Annotated in this window: 19 protein-coding genes; 15 read left to right on the forward strand and 4 right to left on the reverse strand. The window is 70.9% G+C overall.

The features are described from left to right. Positions 1-39: 39 nt before the first annotated feature. Entirely contained in the window at positions 40-1,203 is a 1,164-nt protein-coding gene (locus tag QSK15_RS03105; protein WP_285792788.1) for an acyl-CoA dehydrogenase family protein, read from the forward strand. Between the two features lie 99 nt (positions 1,204-1,302). After that, positions 1,303-2,118: a DUF4230 domain-containing protein gene (locus QSK15_RS03110; RefSeq protein WP_285792789.1), complete on the forward strand. Its 816-nt coding sequence runs from the start codon at positions 1,303-1,305 to the stop codon at positions 2,116-2,118. 208 nt (positions 2,119-2,326) lie between these two features. Here the strand turns inward: QSK15_RS03110 and QSK15_RS03115 are convergent, their stop codons facing one another. Further along, positions 2,327-2,536, reverse strand: coding sequence for a PspC domain-containing protein (locus QSK15_RS03115; RefSeq protein WP_030329606.1), 210 nt, complete (start codon positions 2,534-2,536; stop codon positions 2,327-2,329). A 386-nt stretch (positions 2,537-2,922) separates the two neighbouring features. Between QSK15_RS03115 and QSK15_RS03120 the strand changes: the two genes are divergently transcribed. The 10 genes from QSK15_RS03120 (at position 2,923) to QSK15_RS03165 (ending at position 16,473) form a co-directional block, all read left to right on the forward strand. Continuing rightward, positions 2,923-4,293, forward strand: a complete 1,371-nt coding sequence (locus QSK15_RS03120) for an L-serine ammonia-lyase (RefSeq protein ID WP_285792790.1) — start codon at positions 2,923-2,925, stop codon at positions 4,291-4,293. A 71-nt stretch (positions 4,294-4,364) separates the two neighbouring features. Further along, positions 4,365-5,192 (forward strand): ABC transporter permease, encoded by an 828-nt coding sequence (locus tag QSK15_RS03125; protein ID WP_285792791.1) that lies wholly within the window; start codon positions 4,365-4,367, stop codon positions 5,190-5,192. Between the two features lies 1 nt (position 5,193). Next, positions 5,194-5,940: an ABC transporter ATP-binding protein gene (locus QSK15_RS03130; protein ID WP_285792792.1), complete on the forward strand. Its 747-nt coding sequence runs from the start codon at positions 5,194-5,196 to the stop codon at positions 5,938-5,940. Continuing rightward, on the forward strand, positions 5,937-7,991 hold the full coding sequence (locus QSK15_RS03135) for a DUF5941 domain-containing protein (protein WP_377619782.1): 2,055 nt from the start codon (positions 5,937-5,939) through the stop codon (positions 7,989-7,991). The genes QSK15_RS03130 and QSK15_RS03135 overlap by 4 nt, the downstream gene beginning before the upstream one ends. A 15-nt stretch (positions 7,992-8,006) precedes the next feature. Beyond that, positions 8,007-10,217, forward strand: a complete 2,211-nt coding sequence (locus QSK15_RS03140) for a bifunctional glycosyltransferase/CDP-glycerol:glycerophosphate glycerophosphotransferase (protein WP_285792793.1) — start codon at positions 8,007-8,009, stop codon at positions 10,215-10,217. Between the two features lie 123 nt (positions 10,218-10,340). Then, positions 10,341-11,639 carry an ABC transporter ATP-binding protein gene (locus QSK15_RS03145; RefSeq protein ID WP_285792794.1) on the forward strand — a complete coding sequence of 433 codons (1,299 nt, stop codon included), beginning with the start codon at positions 10,341-10,343 and terminating at the stop codon, positions 11,637-11,639. A 121-nt stretch (positions 11,640-11,760) separates the two neighbouring features. Continuing rightward, a complete protein-coding gene (locus QSK15_RS03150; protein WP_285792795.1) occupies positions 11,761-12,729 on the forward strand; it encodes a hypothetical protein in 969 nt (322 codons plus the stop codon). A 62-nt stretch (positions 12,730-12,791) separates the two neighbouring features. After that, entirely contained in the window at positions 12,792-13,256 is a 465-nt protein-coding gene (locus QSK15_RS03155; RefSeq protein WP_285792796.1) for a DUF4442 domain-containing protein, read from the forward strand. 59 nt (positions 13,257-13,315) lie between these two features. Continuing rightward, a complete protein-coding gene (locus QSK15_RS03160) occupies positions 13,316-14,104 on the forward strand; it encodes an HAD family hydrolase (protein ID WP_285792797.1) in 789 nt (262 codons plus the stop codon). Beyond that, positions 14,101-16,473 (forward strand): glycoside hydrolase family 65 protein, encoded by a 2,373-nt coding sequence (locus QSK15_RS03165; RefSeq protein ID WP_285792798.1) that lies wholly within the window; start codon positions 14,101-14,103, stop codon positions 16,471-16,473. Before QSK15_RS03160 ends, QSK15_RS03165 begins: the two co-directional genes overlap by 4 nt. Before the next feature lie 43 nt (positions 16,474-16,516). Here QSK15_RS03165 and QSK15_RS03170 read toward each other — a convergent pair whose 3' ends face one another. After that, positions 16,517-16,711 carry a hypothetical protein gene (locus QSK15_RS03170; protein WP_030329585.1) on the reverse strand — a complete coding sequence of 65 codons (195 nt, stop codon included), beginning with the start codon at positions 16,709-16,711 and terminating at the stop codon, positions 16,517-16,519. A gap of 193 nt (positions 16,712-16,904) precedes the next feature. Between QSK15_RS03170 and QSK15_RS03175 the strand changes: the two genes are divergently transcribed. Then, on the forward strand, positions 16,905-17,558 hold the full coding sequence (locus QSK15_RS03175) for a dienelactone hydrolase family protein (RefSeq protein ID WP_285792799.1): 654 nt from the start codon (positions 16,905-16,907) through the stop codon (positions 17,556-17,558). On the opposite strand, the gene QSK15_RS03180 is transcribed toward QSK15_RS03175, so the two are convergent. After that, positions 17,559-18,659 (reverse strand): AI-2E family transporter, encoded by a 1,101-nt coding sequence (locus QSK15_RS03180; RefSeq protein ID WP_285792800.1) that lies wholly within the window; start codon positions 18,657-18,659, stop codon positions 17,559-17,561. A 204-nt stretch (positions 18,660-18,863) separates the two neighbouring features. Between QSK15_RS03180 and QSK15_RS03185 the strand changes: the two genes are divergently transcribed. Continuing rightward, the gene (locus QSK15_RS03185) at positions 18,864-19,034 is read left to right on the forward strand and encodes an antitoxin (protein ID WP_377619985.1); all 171 of its coding nucleotides are present in this window, start codon (positions 18,864-18,866) and stop codon (positions 19,032-19,034) included. A gap of 61 nt (positions 19,035-19,095) precedes the next feature. Here QSK15_RS03185 and QSK15_RS03190 read toward each other — a convergent pair whose 3' ends face one another. Next, positions 19,096-19,701, reverse strand: coding sequence for a hemerythrin domain-containing protein (locus QSK15_RS03190; protein WP_285792801.1), 606 nt, complete (start codon positions 19,699-19,701; stop codon positions 19,096-19,098). Between the two features lie 168 nt (positions 19,702-19,869). Here QSK15_RS03190 and QSK15_RS03195 point away from each other — a divergent pair, with 168 nt between their 5' ends. Further along, positions 19,870-21,186, forward strand: a complete 1,317-nt coding sequence (locus QSK15_RS03195; RefSeq protein ID WP_285792802.1) for an FUSC family protein — start codon at positions 19,870-19,872, stop codon at positions 21,184-21,186. The last annotated feature ends 1 nt before the right edge of the window (position 21,187 follow it).

The raw sequence follows: 21,187 nt of genomic DNA on the forward strand, positions 1-21,187 counted from the left end.
GCTGCCGTCTCGCACTGAACCTTCGTTAGGGTGGCGTCCATGACCGCTCCGCTGGACCTGCTCGACCTGGACCCGTCGCTCAGCGAGGAGGAGCGGCAGGTCCGTGACGTCGTCCGCCAACTCGTCGACGACCGGGTCCGGCCCCACGTCGCCGAGTGGTACGAGGACGGCCGGGTGCCCGCCCGGGAACTGGCCCGAGAGTTCGGCAAGCTCGGCCTGCTCGGCATGCACCTGACCGGCTACGGCTGCGCCGGCACCTCAGCGGTCGCCTACGGGCTGGCCTGCCAGGAGTTGGAAGCCGGTGACTCCGGTGTCCGCTCGCTGGTCTCGGTGCAGGGATCGCTCGCCATGTACGCCATCTGGCGCTACGGCAGCGAGGAGCAGAAGCAACGCTGGCTGCCGTCGATGGCCACCGGTGAGGCGATCGGGTGCTTCGGCCTGACCGAGCCGGACCACGGTTCCGACCCCGCGTCGATGGCCACCCGGGCCCGCCGCGACGGCGACGACTGGGTGCTCACCGGCGGAAAGATGTGGATCACCAACGCCCCGATCGCGGACGTCGCGGTGATCTGGGCCCGCACCGACGAGGGCGTACGGGGTTTCGCCGTACCCATGGACACGCCCGGCGTGACGGCCCGGGAGATCCGCCGCAAGATGTCGCTGCGCGCGTCGGTGACCGGCGAGATCGTGCTCGACGACGTCCGGCTCCCAGCGGACGCCCGACTGCCCGAGGCGGCCGGCCTCAAGGCACCGCTGAGCTGCCTCACCGAAGCCCGCTACGGCATCGTCTGGGGTTCGGTCGGCGCGGCCCGCGACTGCCTGGAAACCACACTGGCGTACGCCACCACCCGCACCCAGTTCGGTCGCCCACTGGCCGGGTTCCAGCTCACCCAGGCGAAGCTCGCCGACATGGCCGTCGAGTTGGTGAAGGGCCAACTGCTCGCGCTGCACCTGGGCCGGCTCGCCGACGCCCGGCGGCTGCGGCCCGAGCAGGTCAGCGTGGGCAAACTGAACAACGTCCGGGAGGCGCTGGCCATCGCCCGGCAGTGCCGCACCATCCTCGGCGCCAACGGCGTCTCCGGCGAGTACCCGGTGATGCGGCACGCCAACAACCTGGAGAGCGTGCTGACCTACGAGGGCACCTCGGAAATCCACCAACTGGTCGTCGGGCAGCGGCTCACCGGGCTCTCCGCATTCGCCTGACCTGCTCCTTTGTCGCTTCCTGGCGCTCGCCGCGCGACTGTCGTAACGGGGCCGTACCGTCATTGACAGACGACGTGTCTGACGAGGACGGTGAGCGTGATGGCCCGCGACGCTGGCAGCAACGAGCCCACGAGGGAGTTCCCCGGTTATCCGACCGGCGACGATCTCAAGGTGCGGTCGACCGCTACACCCGAGTGGCCCACTGACACTGCTGAGGACACCGCCGACCCGGCTGGTCCCGGTGGCCCGACGACCGGTGGCACCGGCGGGGGTGGTGGGGCGGCCCGAGGTCTGCTCCTGCTGCTCGGCGCCGCCGCGCTGGCCGTGATCGTGCTGCTCGGCATTCAGGCGACCGGCATCCTGCCCGAGTTCCGCAACCCGTTCGCCAAGGAGCAGACCGACCGCAGCCAACCACCGCTGCTGAAGTCGATCCAGGACCTCAGCCGCTACGTGGCCGCCGAGGGCAACTTCCAGGTCGTGGTCGACACCCAGAACGACCGGCGCAACGTTCCGGACTTTCTGCTCAACGAGCGCACCCTGTTCGTCGGCGCCGGCAGCGTCGAGGCGTACGTCGACTTCACCAAGATCGGCGACGGGGCCATCGTCCAGTCCGCCGACGGCAAGTCCGTCGAGATCAAGTTGCCGGCGCCGCAGCTCGGCGAGACCAACCTCGACATGGAGAAGAGCTACGTCTTCGCCGAGCAGCGCGGTCTGCTCAACCGACTCGGTGACCTGGTCGGCAACGACCCCAACCGGCAGCAGCAGGTCTACCAGCTCGCCGAGGAGCGGATCACCGCCGCCGCCCGGGACAGCGGGCTCTCCGCCCGCGCCGAGGAGAACACCCGCAAGATGCTGGAGGGGCTGCTCCGCTCCCTCGGCTACCAGCAGATCACTGTCACCTACGTGGCTCCCTGACCTACCCTGCGTACGCCGAAGCGCCCGCACCGACTTCCGTCGGAGCGGGCGCTCCCGCATGTCGTTCTGCTCGTGTCGCGTCCCGCCCGCGCCGTCGCGCGTCAAGATCCGCGCAACATCAGGGATGTTGGTGCTTCGAGGGGCCGGGAGGCAGCAACATCACCGATGTTGCTGCCTCGCCTGGCCCCGGGCGAGTGTGCGGGTCGGGTCAGTGTCCGGTGGAGGCGAGGTAGCGGTCCTCGTTCGGCATCAGCACCCAGAGGATCAGGTAGACGATCACCTGCGTGCCGGGCAGCAGCAACGACAGCAGGAACAGCAGTCGGACCATTCCGGCCGACATGCCGAACCGTCGACCGAGGCCGGCACAGACACCGGCGAGCATGCGCCCCTCACGGGGCCGGACCAGTTTGCGACTCATCGTCGTACTCCCACTCTGCGGCGGTGCGCCGCGTCTGCAATCCACGGTAGAAGGGGATGACCAGCTCGCCCTCGGTCCCGAGGTGGAGTGGCAACCAGTGGACCCGTAGGTGCATTACCCGGGCAGACCCCCGCTGACGCCTCCCCGAACCGTCCGCCACCACCTGTCTCCGCGTCGCGCCGGAGGGCGGGGCGGGAGGCGGTCGTGGGGTGTTCACGTCCCGGACCGGGTGGGCGGTGACCTGGGCGGGTAGGCTGGCTGATCGGCCTTCCACACCCCGGAGGGCCGGCACCCATACCCCGGACGGTCACCATCGGGGCCGCCAGACCGGTGGTCGCGACCCGGCCGGGTCCCGTACGCCGGGACGACGGCGAGGAAGCGCAGCCATGATCAGTGTTTTCGACCTCTTCAGCGTCGGTATCGGGCCGTCCAGCTCGCACACGGTGGGGCCGATGCGGGCCGCGCGGACGTTCGTCGGCGGGTTGAAGGCCGACGGGTTGCTCACTGACACGGCGCGGGTGCAGGCCGAGTTGTTCGGTTCGCTGGGTGCCACCGGGCATGGCCACGGCAGTGACCGGGCGGTGCTGCTCGGGTTGGCCGGTGAGTCGCCGGAGACTGTCGACACGGACACCGTCGGTCCTCGGGTCGAGCGGATCCGCGCCGAGCGGCGGATCAACATCCTCGACGTGCACGAGATCGCCTTCGACCCGGACCGGGACCTGACGCTGCACCGCCGTCGGTCGCTGCCGTACCACCCGAACGGGATGACCTTCGTGGCGTACGACGGTGCCGGTGTGGAGCTGCGCAGCCGCACCTACTACTCCGTCGGCGGCGGTTTCGTGGTCGACGAGGAGGCGGCCGGCGCGGACCGGATCAAGCCGGACAGCACCGTGGTGCGGTACCCGTTCCTGACCGGGGCGCAGCTGCTCGACGTCACCACCCGCACCGGTCTGTCGATCAGCGAGGTGATGTTGGCCAACGAGCGTTCCTGGCGCAGTGAGGCGGACATCCGGGCCGGTCTGCTGGAGATCTGGCGGGTGATGCGGGAGTGCGTGCAGCGCGGCTGCGAGCGGGACGGCGTACTCCCTGGGGGGTTGAAGGTTCGGCGGCGCGCGGCGGAGCTGCGACGCGGCCTGGAGGCGGAGGCCGGGACGGTCGACCCGCTGCACGCGATGGACTGGGTGACGCTGTTCGCGCTCGCGGTCAACGAGGAGAACGCCGCGGGCGGCCGGGTGGTCACCGCGCCGACCAACGGCGCGGCCGGGATCATTCCGGCGGTGCTGCACTACTACACCCGGTTCGTGCCGGGCGCCGATGACGAGGGTGTGCTGCGGTTCCTGCTGACGGCGGGCGCGATCGGTGTGCTGTTCAAGGAGAACGCGTCGATCTCGGGTGCCGAGGTGGGCTGCCAGGGTGAGGTCGGTTCGGCGTGTTCGATGGCGGCGGCGGGGTTGGCCGAGGCGCTCGGTGGCACCCCGGAGCAGGTGGAGAACGCGGCCGAGATCGGGATGGAGCACAACCTCGGGTTGACCTGTGACCCGGTGGGTGGCCTGGTGCAGATCCCCTGCATCGAGCGGAACGCGGTGGCTAGCATCAAGGCGATCACGGCCGCCCGGCTGGCACTGCGCGGCGACGGTGTGCACAAGGTGTCGCTGGACAAGGTCATCAAGACCATGCGGGAGACGGGCGCCGACATGAAGGTCAAGTACAAGGAGACGGCGCGTGGCGGTCTGGCCGTCAACGTGATCGAGTGCTGAGTCCGGTCGATTCGGGGCAATCGTTCACCGACTGCTAACCTGTCGTCCGTTTCAGGAGGCGGGAGGCTGCGGTGACCTCTGGCGTCGCGGCGTTGTGGTCGCACCGCAACTCGCTGCGCATCCTGGTCAGGCGGGATCTCGCGGTCAAGTACCAGCAGTCGGTGCTGGGCTACTTCTGGTCGTTGATCGAGCCGCTCGGCATGGGCGCCATCTACTGGTTCGTCTTCGGGGTGCTGTACTCCCGCGACACCGGTCGGCACCTCGGTGAGGCGGCCGGGTCGTACCCGTTGTTCCTGATCACCGGCATCTTCGCCTGGATGTGGACCAGTTCGGCGCTGAGCGAGGCGACGAACGCGCTGACCGGCCAGTCCCGGCTGATCACCACGATGAACGTGCCGCGTCAGGTCTTCCCGATCGGCCGGGTCACCGGCCGGTTCGCCGAGTACGCGGCCGGCCTGCCGATCCTGATCGCCATCGCGGTGATCTACGCGGTGCACGGTCGGATCCACCCCGGTTGGTCGCTGCTGTCCCTGCCGCTGGCGGTGGCCGTGCAGGCCGTCCTGCTGACCGGGCTCGCCCTGCTGCTGTCCGCCTGGAACGTGCTGATGCGGGACGTGGAACGACTGATGCGTCTGATCATCCGGGTGCTCTTCTACGCCACGCCGATCATCTACCCGCTCAGCCTGGTCCGGGAGTCCGGCCTGCCGGGCTGGTTGAAGGTGGTGTACGAGCTGAACCCGCTGGTGGGGATCTTCCAGCTGCACCACGCGATCTGGTACCCGGACGAGTTCCCGGACGCCCGTCTGCTCGCCACCACTGTCGTCGGCAGCCTGCTGGTGCTGGTCGCCGGTTGGTGGTCGTTCCGCCGGTTGGAGCCCGCCGTGCTCAAGGAGCTGTGACGTGGCCACGCCGATCATCGAGGCGGACGGCCTGGGCATCCGGTTCGTCCGCAACCGTCGCCGTCAACTGCGGCTGCGGGAGCTGTTCATCCACCGGGGGAAGCGTGGCGCGCTGCCCGGCCAGTTCTGGCCGCTGCGGGACGTGTCGTTCACCGTGCAGCCCGGCGAGACCGTCGGGGTGATCGGGCGCAACGGCACCGGCAAGAGCACCCTGCTGCGGCTGATCGCCGGGGTGCTCATCCCGGACGAGGGCGACATCCGGGTGCACGGCGCGGTGGCGCCGCTGCTGGAGTTGTCAGCCGGTTTCTCCAACGACCTGACCGGCCGGGAGAACCTGCACCTGGTCGGTGGCCTGCACGGACTGTCGGCGGGCTACCTGAAGCGGCACTTCGACGAGATCGTCGAGTTCGCCGGTGAACAGGTGGAACGGGCCATCGACACGTCGGTGCGGCACTACTCGTCGGGGATGAAGGTACGGCTCGGCTTCGCGATCATCTCGCACCTGCCGCATCCGATCCTGCTGATGGACGAGGTGACCGCGGTCGGGGACGCGGAGTTCCGCAAGAAGTGTTACGCGACGATTGATCGTCTGCTCGGGGAGGGGCGCACGCTGGTGCTGGTGTCACACAACGAAAAGGATCTGACCCGGTTCTGCCGTCGGGGGTTGTACCTCGACGCGGGCCGGTTGACGCTCGACGGCACCATCGCCGAGGCGCTCGACGCGTACCACGCCGCGGTTCCGCGGTGACGCTCGCGATCGTGCTCGCCGCCGGGACGCGCGCGGCGGGCCTGACCACGGCGACCGGTGAGCCGCTGGCCGACCGACTGGCCGCCCAGTTGCGCCGGGCCGGTGCGGACGAGGTGCGCTTCGCCGACACCCTCGACGAGCTGACCGACCTGGTCGCCACCGCGACCGCCCCGGTGCTGATCACCGGAACGGACCTGGTCGCGCACACCGCCGTCCTGCGGCACCTGGCCACCAGCCCGGTGGGGCCAACGGTGGCGCTGGTGCTCGGCGACCCGCCGGTGCCCGGTCGGACCGCCGTTCGGGAGGAGCGCGGCCAGGTGGTCGACGCCGGCGCGTTGGACGCCCTCGACGGGGACGCCACCGGCGTGTTCGGCGGTGCGCTGCGGGTCGGCGTGGACGACCTGCCGACCCTCGCGGCCGCCGCCCGGGCCGCCGCGTCCGGGATGCTCCCCGTCGCCGCCCCGATCGGTCCGGTCGGCGACGTGGCGCCGCTGCCGACGACCGCCGGGGTCGGCGGGTCGGCCGCGCCCGGTGGCCCGGGGCCCGCCGTGGACCGGCTCTTCGCGGGCCTCGCGGCGCTCGGCACCCTGATCTTCGCCCAGCGGGTACGCCTGCTCGTCGCCCACCGGGTCGAGGACACGGCAGGGTTGGCCGCTGCCGAGGCGGCGGTGACCGCTGTCGACGAGGACCGGGCCGAGCTGCGGTTGTCGGTGAAGGAGAAGGACGACTTCTTCTCCACCTACTTCGTCAGCACCTGGTCGCCGTACCTGGTCCGGCTGTCGGCGCGGCTCCGGCTCACCCCGACCGGGGTGACGGTGATCTCGGTGCTCTTCGCGCTGGCGGCGGCGGTACTGTTCGGGGTCGGTGGGCGACCCGCGCTGGTCGGTGGCGCGGTGCTGCTCTACCTCGGCTTCGTACTGGACTGCGTGGACGGCCAGCTGGCCCGCTACACCCGGCACTTCAGCGCCTGGGGCGGCTGGCTGGACACGATGGCGGACCGGGCCAAGGAGTACCTGGTCTACGCCGGTCTGGGCTTCGGGGTGAGCCACGCCGGGCTGGGCAACGGGTGGGCGCTCGCGATCGCCGCGATGACGTTGCAGACCGTCCGGCACATGACCGACACCTGGTACGGGGTGCTGCACGACGAGGCGGCCCGTCGGCCGCGTACGGCGACGAACGCCAGCGGCGGGATCGGTGACCGGCTCAACGCGGCGTCGACCCGGGTGCAGGCGGACACCGGTTCGCTGTCGTACTGGCTGAAGCGGACCGTGGTCTTCCCGATCGGTGAGCGGTGGGCGCTGATCGCGCTGACCGTGGCGCTGTTCAACCCGCTGGTCAGCCTGATCGCCGTGCTGGTCTGGGGGGTGCTGGCGTTCGCGTACACCGGGGCGCTGCGGACGCTGCGGGCCCGCTGGATGTGGGTGCCGGTGCTGGACACTGTCGACGCCACCCTGCACCGCGACGACGGCCCGTTGGCCCGCTGGTTGCCGGTGGTCCGCCCGATGGGGCCGTTGACCCTGGCGGTGATCGCCGCGCTCGGCCCGGCGGTGCTGCTGGTCGGGGCGCTGCTGGACGACGCGCCCGGTGGGCTGCGGTGGGCGGTGCCGGTGGCGCTGCTGGTGCTGCTGGTCGGCGGCCTGGGTGCCGGAGCGGCGCACAACGGTCCGCTGGACTGGTTGGTCCCGGCGGCGTTGCGGGCCGCCGAGTACCTGTTCGCGATCGCCGTCGGCGTGGTCGGCGGGGTGCCCGGCTGGCTGATCTTCGGGTACGTCTTCGTGCTCACCGTGCACCACTACGACCTGACCGCCCGGCTGGAGAAGCGGCAGGCGGCACCGCCGCTGCACGCGGCGACGCTGGGCTGGGAGGGGCGTTCGGTGCTGGTGGCGCTCGCGGCGATCGCCGGTATTGCGGGTGTCGGACTGGCTACACTCGGTGCGTACCTTCTCGTGGTTTTCGTGGTGAGCGTCGTCCTGGCCTGGTTCGTGCGACCGGCCCGTAGCGCGCGGGCGTCGGTCGCGCCGGCGGGCGTTGGAGGTGCCGCGCCGCGCTGACGGAGGGACGGCCGGATGACCCTGATCAGCTTCGTGGTGCCGGCCTTCCGGGTGCAGGGATACCTGCGGGAATGCCTGGACTCCATCCTCGGTCAGCCGGAGACCGACATCGAGGTGATCGCCGTCGACGACTGTTCGCCGGACGCCAGCGGCGACATCATCGACGAGTACGCGGCCCGCGACCAGCGGGTCCGCTCGGTCCGGTTGCCGGAGAACGTCGGCCTCGGTCCGGCCCGGAACATCGGGCTGGACCGGGCCGTCGGCGAGTACGTGTGGTTCCTCGACGGCGACGACTGGCTGGCGCCGGAGTGTCTGACCGAGGTCGCCGAACGGTTGCGGGTCACCCGCCCGGACGTCCTGCTCGTCGATCACGTCCGCACCCACTGGAACAACACCGCCACCCGCAGCGCGATGGCGGAGGTGTTTCCGGAGTCACCGGGCTCGGGCACCTTCCGGTTGCAGGACCGGCCGCAGGCGATGCACCTGCTGCACACCGCGTGGAACCGGCTGGTCCGTCGGGAGTTCCTGGTCGACCTGGGGCTGCGCTTCGCGCCCGGCTGGTACGAGGACGTCTCGTTCAGCTACCCGGTGCTCATGGCGGCGCGGCGGATCGGCGTACTGGACCGGGTCTGTGTCAACTACCGCCAACGCCGCGCGGGCGCGATCACCCGGACCCGGGGTGACCGGCACTTCGAGGTCTTCCCGCAGTGGCACCGGGTCTTCCATCTGATGGACTCGTGGGGGCCGGCGACGGAGGCGCTGCGGCCGGCGGTCTTCGAGCGGATGATCTGGCACTACCTGACGGTGCTCGGCAACGGTCAACGGATCGCGCCGGAGCTGCGGGAGGCGTTCTTCGCGCAGATCACCGCCGACTACGAGCGTTGGCTGCCGCCCGGCGGCTATCCGGTGCCCGACGGGGTCGAGGGGATCAAACACAAGCTCGTCGCCACCGGTCGGTGGCGTACCTTCAGCGCGTTGCGGGCGGCCAGCCGGGCCCGTGACGCCGCCCGTCGGCGGGCCCGCACCGCTCGGCGCACTGTGGGGCCGGTCGCCCGGCGCGGTGCCCGGCTGACCCGCGACGGGCTGCTGCGCGAGTACTACCGGGCCGAGTTGCGGCGTCCCGTCGACCCGACGCTCGCGGTGTACGCCGCCTACTGGTACCGGGGTTACTCCTGCAACCCGGCGGCCATCTACGAGGTCGCCCGCCGGTTGGCGCCGGGGGTGCGCGGGGTGTGGGTCGTGCGCCGGGACCGGGTGGACGCCGTGCCAGCCGGGGTGGAGTACGTGGTGGCCGGCACGCCGGCGTACTACCGGGCGCTCGCCCGCGCCCGGTGGCTGGTCAACAACGTCAACTTCCCGGACTTCGTCCGCAAGCGACCGGAACAGGTGCACGTGCAGACCCACCACGGCACGCCGGTCAAGGTGATGGGGTTGGATCAGCAGCGCTACCCGATCGGCGCGGGCCGGATGGACTTCGCCGGGCTGCTGCGCCGGGTGGACCGCTGGGATTACAGCATCAGCGCCAACAGCTTCTCCACGCAGATGTGGGACCGGGCGTATCCGGCCACGTACACGACCCTGGAGGTGGGGTACCCGCGCAACGACCGCCTGGTCACGGCCGGTCCGGACGAGGTACGTCGACTCCGCGCGGAGTTCGGTCTCGACCCCGACGAGCAGGTCGTCCTGTACGCCCCGACGCACCGCGAGCACCTGCCCGGCTACCGGCCGCCGTTCGACCCGGACCGCTTCGTGCGGGCGTTGGGTGACTCGGGCCGGTTGCTGATGCGCAGCCACTACTTCCACGACCGGGATCGACGTCCGGGTCGGCCGAAGGACTGGGAGCGGGTGCGGGACGTCAGCGGCCACCAGCGGGTGGAGGATCTCTACCTGGTGGCGGACGTGCTGGTCACCGACTACTCGTCGGCCATGTTCGACTACGCGGTGCTGGACCGGCCGATCGTGCTCTACACCCCGGACTGGGAGGCGTACCGGCTGGCCCGTGGTGTCTACTTCGACGTCACCGCCGAGCCGCCGGGCGCGGTGGCCGCCACTTTCGCCGATCTTCTCGATGTGTTCCGGACCGATGCGGTGCGCTCGGACGCGGCGGCGAAGGCGCGTGAGCAGTTCCGGGCCCGGTTCTGCACATTGGACGACGGGCGGGCGGCGGAGCGGGTGGTGCGCCAGGTGTTCCTGGGGGAGCCCGGCGAGAGGTCCACGCACTGCTGATCGGCCGTCTGTCGTGTAATAGCAGCGACATCGATGGAACATAAGACGTTTACCCGATGTGCTAAAGCCATGATCCTGGTCACAGTCTTGAGGGGTTCGGCCGACGCGCTGGGGGGGAAGACGGTGAGCACCGTCACGCTCAAGGATGTGACCAAGGTTTTCCGGGATGGCACTGTTGCCGTCGACAGCATCAATCTCGATGTCAACGACGGTGAGTTCATGGTGCTGCTCGGGCCATCCGGGTGCGGCAAGTCGACGGTGCTGCGAATGATCGCCGGGTTGGAGGAACCCACCACCGGTGCGGTGATGCTCGACGGCGAGTTGGCGAACGACCTCCCCCCACGGGACCGCAAGATCGCCATGGTCTTCCAGGACTTCGCCCTCTACCCGCACATGACCGTTGGCGACAACATCGCGTTCCCGCTGCGGCTGGCCGGGATCGAGCCCGAGCCGAGGGGTGAGCGGGTCGGCGACGTGGCGAGCGCACTGGGCATCGGTGACGTGCTGGCCCGCAAGCCGGGTCAGCTCTCCGGCGGGCAACGGCAGCGGGTGGCGATGGGTCGGGCGATCGTCCGTCGGCCCGGCCTGTTCCTGATGGACGAGCCGCTGTCGAACCTGGACAGTGGCCTTCGTGCCGAGCTGCGCGCGGAGATCTCGGGCCTGACCCGTGAGCTGGGCGTCACCACCGTCTACGTCACCCACGACCAGGCCGAGGCGCTGACCATGGCCGACCGGGTGGCCATCATGCGCCGCGGCGTGCTTCAGGACGTGGGCACACCGACCCAGGTGTACGGCCGGCCGGCGACGCTGTACGTGGCGGCGTTCCTGGGCAGCCCACGGATGAACCTGCTGGAGGCGTCGGTCTACGTCCACCTCGACCGGTACGTCACGCTCAACCTCGGTGACCAGTCGCTCTACCTGCCCTGGAACGACATCCGCAGTCGGGCGGTGGCGCACTACCACGGTGAGCGGATCGTGGTCGGCATGCGTGCCGAGGCGCTCACCCCGGTCGCCCCGGACAGCCCCGGCGACGTGCTGCGCGGGCGGATCCGCTACCTGGAACACCACGGGCACGAGTCGTTGGCGTTCCTCGACATCGGCGCGACCGCGATCATGGTGGACGAGATGGGCACGCCGCTCGACCCGCCGCCGGTCGGCCAGCGCGGCCTGCGCCGGTTCGGCTCGGTGATGCAGCGGCTCACCGGCAAGCCGGTGGAGCCACAGGAGCCCGCGGCGAGTGGCGTCCAGACCAGCGTGCTCCCCGATCCGGGCCGGCACCACCGACGGCCCGCGGAGCTGGCGGTGCGGCTGGCGCCGTATCCGGCGGTCAGTGCCGGTCACCCGCTCGCCGTCTCGGTGCGGATGGACGCGCTGCACTTCTTCGACGAGCGCGGCGACCGGATCGACGTGGGGTGGCGCTGACGACGCGCCGGAGCGGGGTGGCGGACCGGCCGCCCGGTGCCCTACCGTCTGCCCACCCAGTCCACAGTGCAAGAGCATCGAGAGGGGTCCACCCGTGTCGGGTGACCGTCCCAGTCCGCTCGTGATCGAGCGCATCCTGCGCGATCGCGAGGGCATCTGGCAGCAGATCGTGGCCGAGCGTGACCTCAACGGCCTGACCGGGCGGATGCTGACCAGCTCCGCCATCGCGTTGGCCTGTTACGGGGCGGTGTTGGGCTTCTTCCACAGCCCGCTGATGGCGCTCACCTCGGCGCTGAAGCTGCCACTGCTGTTCCTGGTCACGCTGGCCATCTGCCTGCCCACGCTCTACCTGTTCAACCTGGTCTTCGGCGCCCGGCTCTCCGTGCGGCAGTCGTTGGCGCTGGTGATGGTGGCGATCACCGTCACCTCCATGCTCGCTGTGGCGTTCGCGCCGATCAGCCTGTTCTTCCTGATCACCGCCAACGACTACGGGTTCTTCAAGCTGCTCAACGTGGCGATCCTGACCCTGTCGGCGCTGGTCGGGTTGCGTTTCCTGACCGGCGGCATGCAGGTGCTCAACGACCACGGCCTGCTCGCGCCGGAGGCCCCCGCCGCCAAGGCCACTGAGCAGGTCAGCGCCCCGGCGCCGGCCCAGGCCGTGCCGGCCGCGGTGCCTGCCGGGGCGACGCCGGTCGGCACTCCGCCCGCCGGTCAGAGCGCCGCTCCGGTGGCAGTGCCGGCCGGGGCGCCGGTGGGCGAGTCGACGTCGAACGGCGCGGTGACCACCGCTCCAGCTCCGGCGCAGGTTCCGGCGCAGGTTCCGGCGCAGTCGACCGGTGCCTCGTTCCCGCCCGGCTACCCGCCGCAACGCCCGTGGGACAACGCTCCGATCCGACGCGGTGAGCCGACGCAGCGGCCGGCGAGCATGACCCTGCTCTACATCTGGATCCTGCTCTTCGGTTTCGTCGGCACCCAACTGGCCTGGACGCTGCGGCCGTTCTTCGGTGACCCGGGTCAGGACTTCGCCTTCTTCCGCAGCATCGACGGAAACTTCTACGCGGAGATCCTGCGCACCATCGCCAACCTCTGAGCATGCCCGGTCGGCGGATGTCGCTGGTTGCCTGCCTGGTTACCGGTGAGTAACGTCGGGTCATGACTATCGACTCCCGCCAGGTGGCGGCCGGCATGCTGGAAGCGGTGCCGTTCGCTCGTACGCTCGGACTTGAGTTCGTCGAGGTGGCACCCGAGGCGGAGGGTGGCGTCCGGGCGGTCGTCCGGCTGCCCGACTCGCCAGCCACCCACAACCACATCGGCGGGCCACACGCCGGCGCCATGTTCACCCTCGGCGAGACGGCCTCCGGCGCGGTCGTGCTGGCCGCCTTCGGGCAACTGCTCGACCGGGCCGTGCCGTTGGCCGTCCGGGCCGACATCGCCTACCGAAAGCTCGCCATGGGGCCGGTGCTGGCCACCGCGCGACTCGGCCGGCCGGCCGCCGAGGTGATCGAGGAACTGGAGTCCGGCGCCCGGCCGGAGTTCCCCGTGCACGTGGAGATTTCCACCGAGGCCGGCAAGCCGACCTCGGCGATGACGGTGATCTGGACGCTGCGACCGAACTGAAGCGCGCCGGGCCAGGCGAAATGTGTTTGCGGGCCCAGCGGGCTGGATAGATTCGTACCGTGCTGGGCCTACCTGCTCATGTGACCGCCTGTCTCTTCGATCTGGACGGTGTGCTGACGCAGACCGCCCGCGTACACAACGCCGCCTGGACGCAGACCTTCGACGAGTTTCTCCGCCAGCGCGCCGCGGCCTCCGGCACGCCGTTCCGACCATTCGATCCCGGCCCGGACTACAACCGCTACGTCGACGGCCGGCCCCGGGCCGACGGGGTCCGGTCGTTCCTCGCCTCCCGGAGGATCGTGCTGCCCGAAGGCGACCCGGACGACCCGCCGGAGGCCGAGACCGTCAACGGCCTGGGCAACCGCAAGAACGTCCTGCTGCTGCACCGGCTGCGCAGCTCCGGCGTCGAGGTCTACCCGGGCTCGGTCCGCTACCTGAAGGCGGCGACCGCCGCTGGGCTGCACCGCGCCGTGGTCACCGCGAGCGCGAACGGGGCCGAGGTGGTCGCCGCGGCCGGAATCGCGCCGTTGCTGCAGGCCCGGGTCGACGGGCTGGTCGCCCGCGCCGAGGGACTGCGCGGCAAACCACACCCCGACACCTTCCTCGCCGGGGCCAGGCTGCTCGGCGTCGACCCGACACAGGCCGCCGTCTTCGAGGACGCGCTCTCCGGGGTGGCCGCCGGCCGCGCCGGCGGCTTCGGTTACGTGATCGGCGTCGACCGGGTCGGGCAGGCTGACGAGTTGCTCGCCCACGGCGCCGACATCGTCGTGACGGACCTCGCCGACCTGCTCGACGTCGCCGACCCGCCGACGCCCACCCGCACCCCCACCGAACGGGGCTCCGCATGATTCGTGAGCGTGCCTATCCGGTCGAGCCGTGGCACGTCCGGGAGACCCGGCTGGACATGGACGTGCTGGCCCAGTCGGAGTCGGTCTTCGCGCTCTCCAACGGGCACGTCGGCCTGCGGGGCAACCTCGACGAGGGCGAGCCGCACGGCCTGCCCGGCACCTACCTGAACTCGTTCTACGAGCTGCGCCCGTTGCCGTACGCCGAGGCGGGCTACGGCTTCCCCGAGTCCGGGCAGACCATCGTCAACGTCACCAACGGCAAACTGATCCGGCTGCTGGTCGACGACGAACCGCTCGACGTGCGCTACGGCGAGCTGCTCGCCCACGAGCGGATCCTCGACATGCGGGCCGGCACGCTGCACCGGGAACTGCACTGGCGCTCGCCCGCCGGCCGTGAGGTCAAGGTGCGCAGCACCCGCCTCGTCTCGTTCACCCAACGGTCCGTGGCCGCCATCAGCTACGAAGTGGAGGCCGTCGACGGCCCGCTGCGGCTGATCGTGCAGTCCGAGCTGGTGGCCAACGAGTCGCTGCCCGCGCAGAGCAAGGACCCCCGGGTCGCGGCGGTGCTGGAGTCGCCGCTGCAGGCCGAGGAGGAGTTGACCACCCCCGACGGCGGGCAGCTGATCCACCGCACCAAGGTCTCCGGTCTGCGGGTCGCCGCCGCCATGGAGCACGAGGTGCACGGCCCGGACCACACCACCATCGAGTCCGAGGGTTACCAGGACTGGGTGCGTACCACCATCGCCTGCGTGCTCAAGCCCGGCGAGAAGCTGCGGGTGATCAAGTACCTGACGTACAGCTGGTCGAGTCGCCGGTCCCTGCCGGCGCTGCGCGACCAGGTCGGCGCGGCACTGGCCGGCGCCCGGTTGGACGGGTGGGACGGGCTCCACCGGGAGCAGCGCAACTATCTCGACGCGTTCTGGGACGCCTCCGACGTGCTGGTCGAGGGCGACCCGGAGGTACAGCAGGCGGTCCGGTTCGGTCTCTTCCACGTGTTGCAGGCCGGTGCGCGCGCCGAGCAGCGGCCCATCTCGGCGAAGGGGCTGACCGGCCCCGGTTACGACGGCCACGCCTTCTGGGACACCGAGATGTTCGTGCTGCCGGTGCTCACGTACACCCAGCCGAGCGCGGTACGCAGCGCGTTGCAGTGGCGGCACAGCACCTTGGACTCGGCGCGGGAACGGGCCGAGACGCTCAACCTGCGGGGTGCCGCCTTCCCCTGGCGGACCATCGAGGGCCCGGAGTCATCCGGTTACTGGCCGGCCGGCACCGCCGCCTTCCACATCGCCGCCGACATCGCCGACGCGGTGCGCCGCTACGTGATGGTCACCGGGGACACCCAGATGGAACGGGAGATCGGGCTGGAGCTGCTGGTGGAGACCGCCCGACTGTGGCGCTCGATCGGCCACCACGACCGGCACGGGCGGTTCCACATCGACGGTGTCACCGGCCCGGACGAGTACACCGCGGTGAAGAACGACAACGTCTACACCAACCTGATGGCGCAACGGAACCTGCTCGCCGCCGCCGACGTGGTGATGCGCTACCGGGACGAGGCGTTCCACCTCGGGGTCACCGACGAGGAGGCCGCGAGCTGGCGGGACGCCGCCACCTCCATGCACGTCCCGTACGACGACGAACTCGACGTGCACCAGCAGGTCGAGGGCTTCACCCGGCTCCAGGAGTGGGACTTCACCCATACCCCGGCGGAGAAGTACCCGCTGCTGCTGCACTACCCGTACTTCGAGCTGTACCGCAAGCAGGTGGTCAAGCAGGCCGACCTGGTGCTCGCCATGCACTGGCGGGGGGACGCCTTCACCCCCGAGGAGAAGGTGCGTAACTTCCTCTACTACGAGCGCCGCACCGTACGCGACTCGTCGTTGTCGGCCTGCACCCAGTCCGTGCTCGCCGCCGAGGTGGGCCACCCCGAACTCGCGCACACCTACCTGCGTGAGGCAGCGCTGATGGACCTGCACGACCTCAACGAGAACACCCGCGACGGCGTACACATGGCGTCGCTGGCCGGTGCGTGGCTCGCCCTGGTCAGCGGGTTCGGTGGTCTGCGGGACCACGACGGCGAACTGTCCTTCGCTCCCCGGCTCTCCAGCCGGCTCAGCCGGTTGGAGTTCTCGCTGCAATGGCGCGGGCTGGCGTTGCGGGTGGACGTCCGACCGCACCAGACGACGTACTCGCTGCGGCACGGAGGCCCGGACGACGTGGTGGAACTGCGCCACCACGAACAGATGCTGCGGGTGACCTGCGACGAGCCGGTCACCGTACCGGTGCCACCGGCCGATCCGTCCGGCCCCGCGCCCGAGCAGCCACCGGGCCGCTCGCCGTTGCTGCGGTTGCCCGAGCGCGAACAGTGACGGGTGGGGCGAGGGTGTTCCCGCCCCACCCCGCACTGGTCGATCAGACCGGCTCGCCGGTCGACGGACGGCCGATCGCGTCCCTGGGTGCCGCCGCCTTCGGGTCGTCGGGCAGCCGGGCCGACGCGGCCTGGTCGCCGAAATCCTGGTCCCCGAAGTCCTGGTTACGCTCGGCGTCCTGTTCCCGCTGGGCCTGCTCGGTCAGCTGCTGCTGCCGGGAGATCTGCTGCTTGGCCATGGCGATCCTCGCGATCCGTCGGGGCGCGGTGGCGCCGACACGGTCTGCGGTCGCTCGTCGCGTACCCGACCCCCCACCGGGCAAACGCGGCCCGCCGGCGTGCGCGTGGCCCGGCGGTGACACCCGCCCATGGCGCGCGTGACGCGCGGCGGGCTGGGTATCCGCAGCACCGGCGAGCACCCGGAGGTGAGGCATGGACGAGCAGCGCAGCACGGTGATGGTGCCGATCGGGGAAGCCCAACTCCCCGCCGACCTGACGCTGCCCGCCCAGCCGGTCGGCGTGGTGCTGTTCGCGCACGGCAGTGGCAGTTCCCGGCACAGCCCGCGCAACGTGTCGGTGGCCCGGACGCTGAACGACAGTGGGCTCGCCACCGTGCTGGTGGACCTGCTCACCCCGGTCGAGGACGAGGTGGACGCGCGAACCGCCGAACTGCGCTTCGACATCGGGCTGTTGGCCAGCCGGCTGGCCGGGATCGTCGACTGGCTCGCCACCGGGCGTCCTGCCGGTGACGTGCCGATCGGCCTGTTCGGGGCCAGTACGGGTGCTGCCGCCGCCCTGGTCGCGGCGGCGTCCCGCGCCGATCGGGTGGCTGCCGTGGTCAGCCGGGGTGGCCGACCGGACCTGGCCGGGGACGCGCTGGCCCAGGTGCGTACCCCGACGTTGCTGTTGGTGGGCGGGCTGGACGAAGAGGTGATCGCGCTCAACGAGCAGGCGCTGGCCGAGCTGGGGGAGGTCGGCGAGCTGCGGGTGATCCCCGGCGCCACCCATCTCTTCGAGGAGCCCGGCACCCTTGAGCAGGTCGCCGACCAGGCCGGCGCCTGGTTCACCACACACCTCAGCCGATGATCACTGCGTGGGTAGGAGGGCCGAGGCCGAGCGGCGCTGTTGGACGGTGTCGATGATCCGCCAGAGGACGGCGGTGATCGGAACGCTGACGAAGGCCCCGGCGATCCCCGCGATCAGCGTGCCTGCGGTGACCGCCACCAGGATCACCGCCGGGTGCAACCGGACCTGCCGTTTCATGACCAGCGGTTCCAGCAGGTTGCCCTCGATCTGCTGTACGGCGATCACCGCCGCGAGGGTGAGCAGGGCGGTGGTGGGACCGTTCGCGGCCAGCGCCACCAGCACCGCCACCGCGCCCGCCACCGTCGCCCCGATGATCGGCACGAACCCGCCGAGGAACGTGATCAACGCCAGCGGCAGGGCGAGCGGCACCTGCAGCACCACGAGAGCCAACCCGATGCCCAGCGCGTCGACAGCGGCGATGAACATGGTGCCCCGGCTGTACGCGCCCAACGTCTGCCAACCGGCCCGGCCGGCCTCGGCCAGCACCGGCTGGTTCGGGCCGGACACCCGCGACAGCACCCAGTGCCACATCGAGCGGCCATCCTTGAGCAGGAAGAAGAGCAGCACCAGCGCCAGCAGCGCGGAGCCGAACACTTCGGTGGCGGTCCGGGCACCGGCCACCGGGTCCGGAGAGCTGCCACTGAGCCCTTCCCGGGCCTGGTCCACCAGCCGGTCCAGCTGTGCCTCGCTGACCGGCAGCGTGGACGTCACGAAGTCCCGGCTGCGCTCGACCCCCTGCGTCAGCTCCTGGCTGAGCTGGTCGAACTGGCTGGCGGTCAGGTTCCACACGAGTGCGCCGACGCCGACCAGGATGCCGAGCAGCAGCAGGACGGTGCAGAGCGCGGCGAGCGCCGCCGGCAGCCGCAGCCGGCGCAGCAGCAGCAGGACCGGATCGAGCAGCGCGGTGAGGAAGATGGTGGCGGCCAGCGCGATGGCCAGCGGTGCCAACAGGACGGCGATCCGGCCCAGCAGGTAGAGCCCGGCGGCGATCACCACCAGGCAGGCGCTCCACAACACCGCGGTTCGGACCAGCCACGGCAACGCCGTCCAGGTCTGGCGCGGCCCGGGGCCACCTGTCGCTCCGGGTTCCTCTGCGGCCATGTCGGTCCTCCTCGATCTCGACGAGGTCGGTACCCGGTCGGTCGTACCCCGACACCCGAATGACCGGCCGCCGCCCGCGCGGATCGTACGCCGGCAGGCGTGACCGGGGTAGGTGTTCCGCCAATGGCGGCGTTTGCGCTGTCGGGTCGAGGGAACGCGAAGGGGACGGACCGGACTGAGGAGGAACGCGCCGTGGGTGATTTCATGGACAAGGCCAAGGACTTCGCGGACAAGCACGACAAGCAGGTCGACCAGGGTGCGGAGAAGGCTGGCGAGATGGCCGACAAGCGTACCGGCGGCAAGTACGGCGACCAGATCGACAAGGGTGTGGACCAGGCCCAGGCGCGTACCGGTGAGGGTGACCAGGTCCGCTGACCCGCGCTGCTCCCGGGCCGCGTCGGCGACCCGGGAGCGCCCGGTCCACCCGGTACGCGGATCAGCGCTGTCGCTTGTGGTGTAGCTCGTCCATCGAGGTGGGTCGGCCGCTCAACGCGTCGCGCAGCCGGTCGACCAGACCGATGCCCGGTGCGATCAGCTTGTTCGCCGGCGGATGGTCCGGGCTTCCCGGATGCGGCCGGGTCGGCCCGATCTCCTTGATCGCCGTCACCTTGGCAGCCGCCTCCACCAACTCCTCCCGGGCGGTCGCCGCGCGCAGCCGCGGAAAGAGTTCCTTCTCCTCCTCCGCCACGTGGCCGCGCACGATGGCGGTCAGCCGGGTGAGCAACTCGTCGAAGCGGGGGTCGGACGCGTCGGCGGACTCCAACTCCTTCATGGTCCGCTCGGCGTCGGCGTGCTCCGCGATCTCGCGGTCGGCGATCTCGTTGCCGTCGGGCAGTGCCTTGCGGGCGATCGGATACACGTACGCCTCCTCGGCCACCGAGTGGCGGACGAGTTCGGCGATCACCACGTCGACGAGGTGCCGGCGGTGCTCGGGGGTGCCCTGCCGGGTCGCCAACTCGATGAGGACTGCTTCGATCTCACGGTGGTCGGAGACCAGGATGTCGACGGCATCGTGGTCGTCGGCGGTCGGTGGATTGGTCATGTCACGGCCCCTTACCGGTTGCGGATCGGTGGGAGGTGTGTGGCTCTGGTACCCCCACGGGGCTGCGCAAACCAACGGTTGACGATGTGTTCGAGGGTGTCGTTGGGGCTCGCGGGGACACGGCTGCTCAGCCAAGATTGCCCCGCCGTTGCCGGGGTAACCGCCCCCATGGCCGACGACCGCCCACCCGCCGACCCGCGACGGTCGCGGCTCGACGAGACCGCCGAGCGGACGGTTCGGCGGATGCGGCACCGTGGTGGACAGGCCGGCAAGATCCGAGCCCGGCAGTGGGAGGTCACCCTGGTGATCTCCGTCCAGTCCGGGTTGGCCGCGGCGATCGCCGCCCTGCTCGCCAACAACCTGCTCGGCCAGGGATCGCACGTCTTCGCTCCCGCCGCCGCCGTCGGTACGATCGCCACCGCCATCGGGCAGCGGGCCCGACGCACCTTCGAGCTGTTGGGCGGCGTGGCCCTGGGCATCATCATCGGCGACACGCTGCGATTCCTGCTCGGCTCGGGGCCGTGGCAGACCGGAGTGGTCGTCGCACTGGCCATCGCCGCCGCGTTGCTGGTGGCCGGGAAGGGCGGTCCGCTGGTCGGTCAGGCCGGTGGTACCGCCGTGCTGATCGCCACGCTGGCACCGATGGAACGTGGCCTGGAGCTGCCGCGGATCTTCGACGCGCTCGTCGGCGGGGCGGTCGGTCTGGTGGTGGTCGCCCTGTTGTTGCCGATCAACCCGATGCGGGTGCTGGACCGGGCCGCCGCGCCGATCTTCACGATTGTCTGCGAACAACTCGCTGAGCTGGCGCAGGCGATGCGCGACCGCGACGGTGCCCGGACCCTGGGCGTCCTGGAGCGGCTGCGCGGCACCGATGACGACCTGAGCCGGCTGCACGACGCGCTCAGCGGCGCCGAGGAGGTGGTCACCATCGCTCCGGTCCGTTGGCACCGCCGGCAGCAGTACCACCGGTACGCCCGGAGCGCCGCTCACCTGGAGCGGTTGTTGCTGGACAGCCGTGCCATGGCCCGCTGGTCGACCACCGCGCTTCAGTACGACGAGCCGATCCCGGCGGAGCTGCCGGACGCGATGCACCGGTTGGGCCAGGCAGTGGCGGTGATGCGCACGGAGTGCAGGGTCGGTGACGACCCCCGGTGCACCCGGCAGTTGGTCGAGCAGTGTGCCGAGTTGGCCGGGCGGGCCTCGGCGAAGGGGGTCCGCTCGTTCGGTGAATCCCTCGTCACCGGACTGCGTACCGCCGCCAGCGATCTGCTCCGGGCCGCCGGTTGCGCACCCGAGGACGCGAACCGGATCGTGCGCCGGGCGGCCGGCGCCGGCGAGGCGGAGATCCACCCGCCGGTCCGCCGACAGTTGCACCGGACCCGACCGACGCGGGCCGCCCGAGCCCGTCGGCGCGCACACCTCGCCGCGCGGAGCCGTAACGAGGGCCGGGCCGGCCTCCCCGCACGGGAGAGGCCGGCCCGGTGAA

The organism is Micromonospora sp. NBRC 107095 (assembly GCF_030269705.1).
GTDB classification, from domain to species: Bacteria; Actinomycetota; Actinomycetes; order Mycobacteriales; family Micromonosporaceae; genus Micromonospora; species Micromonospora parva.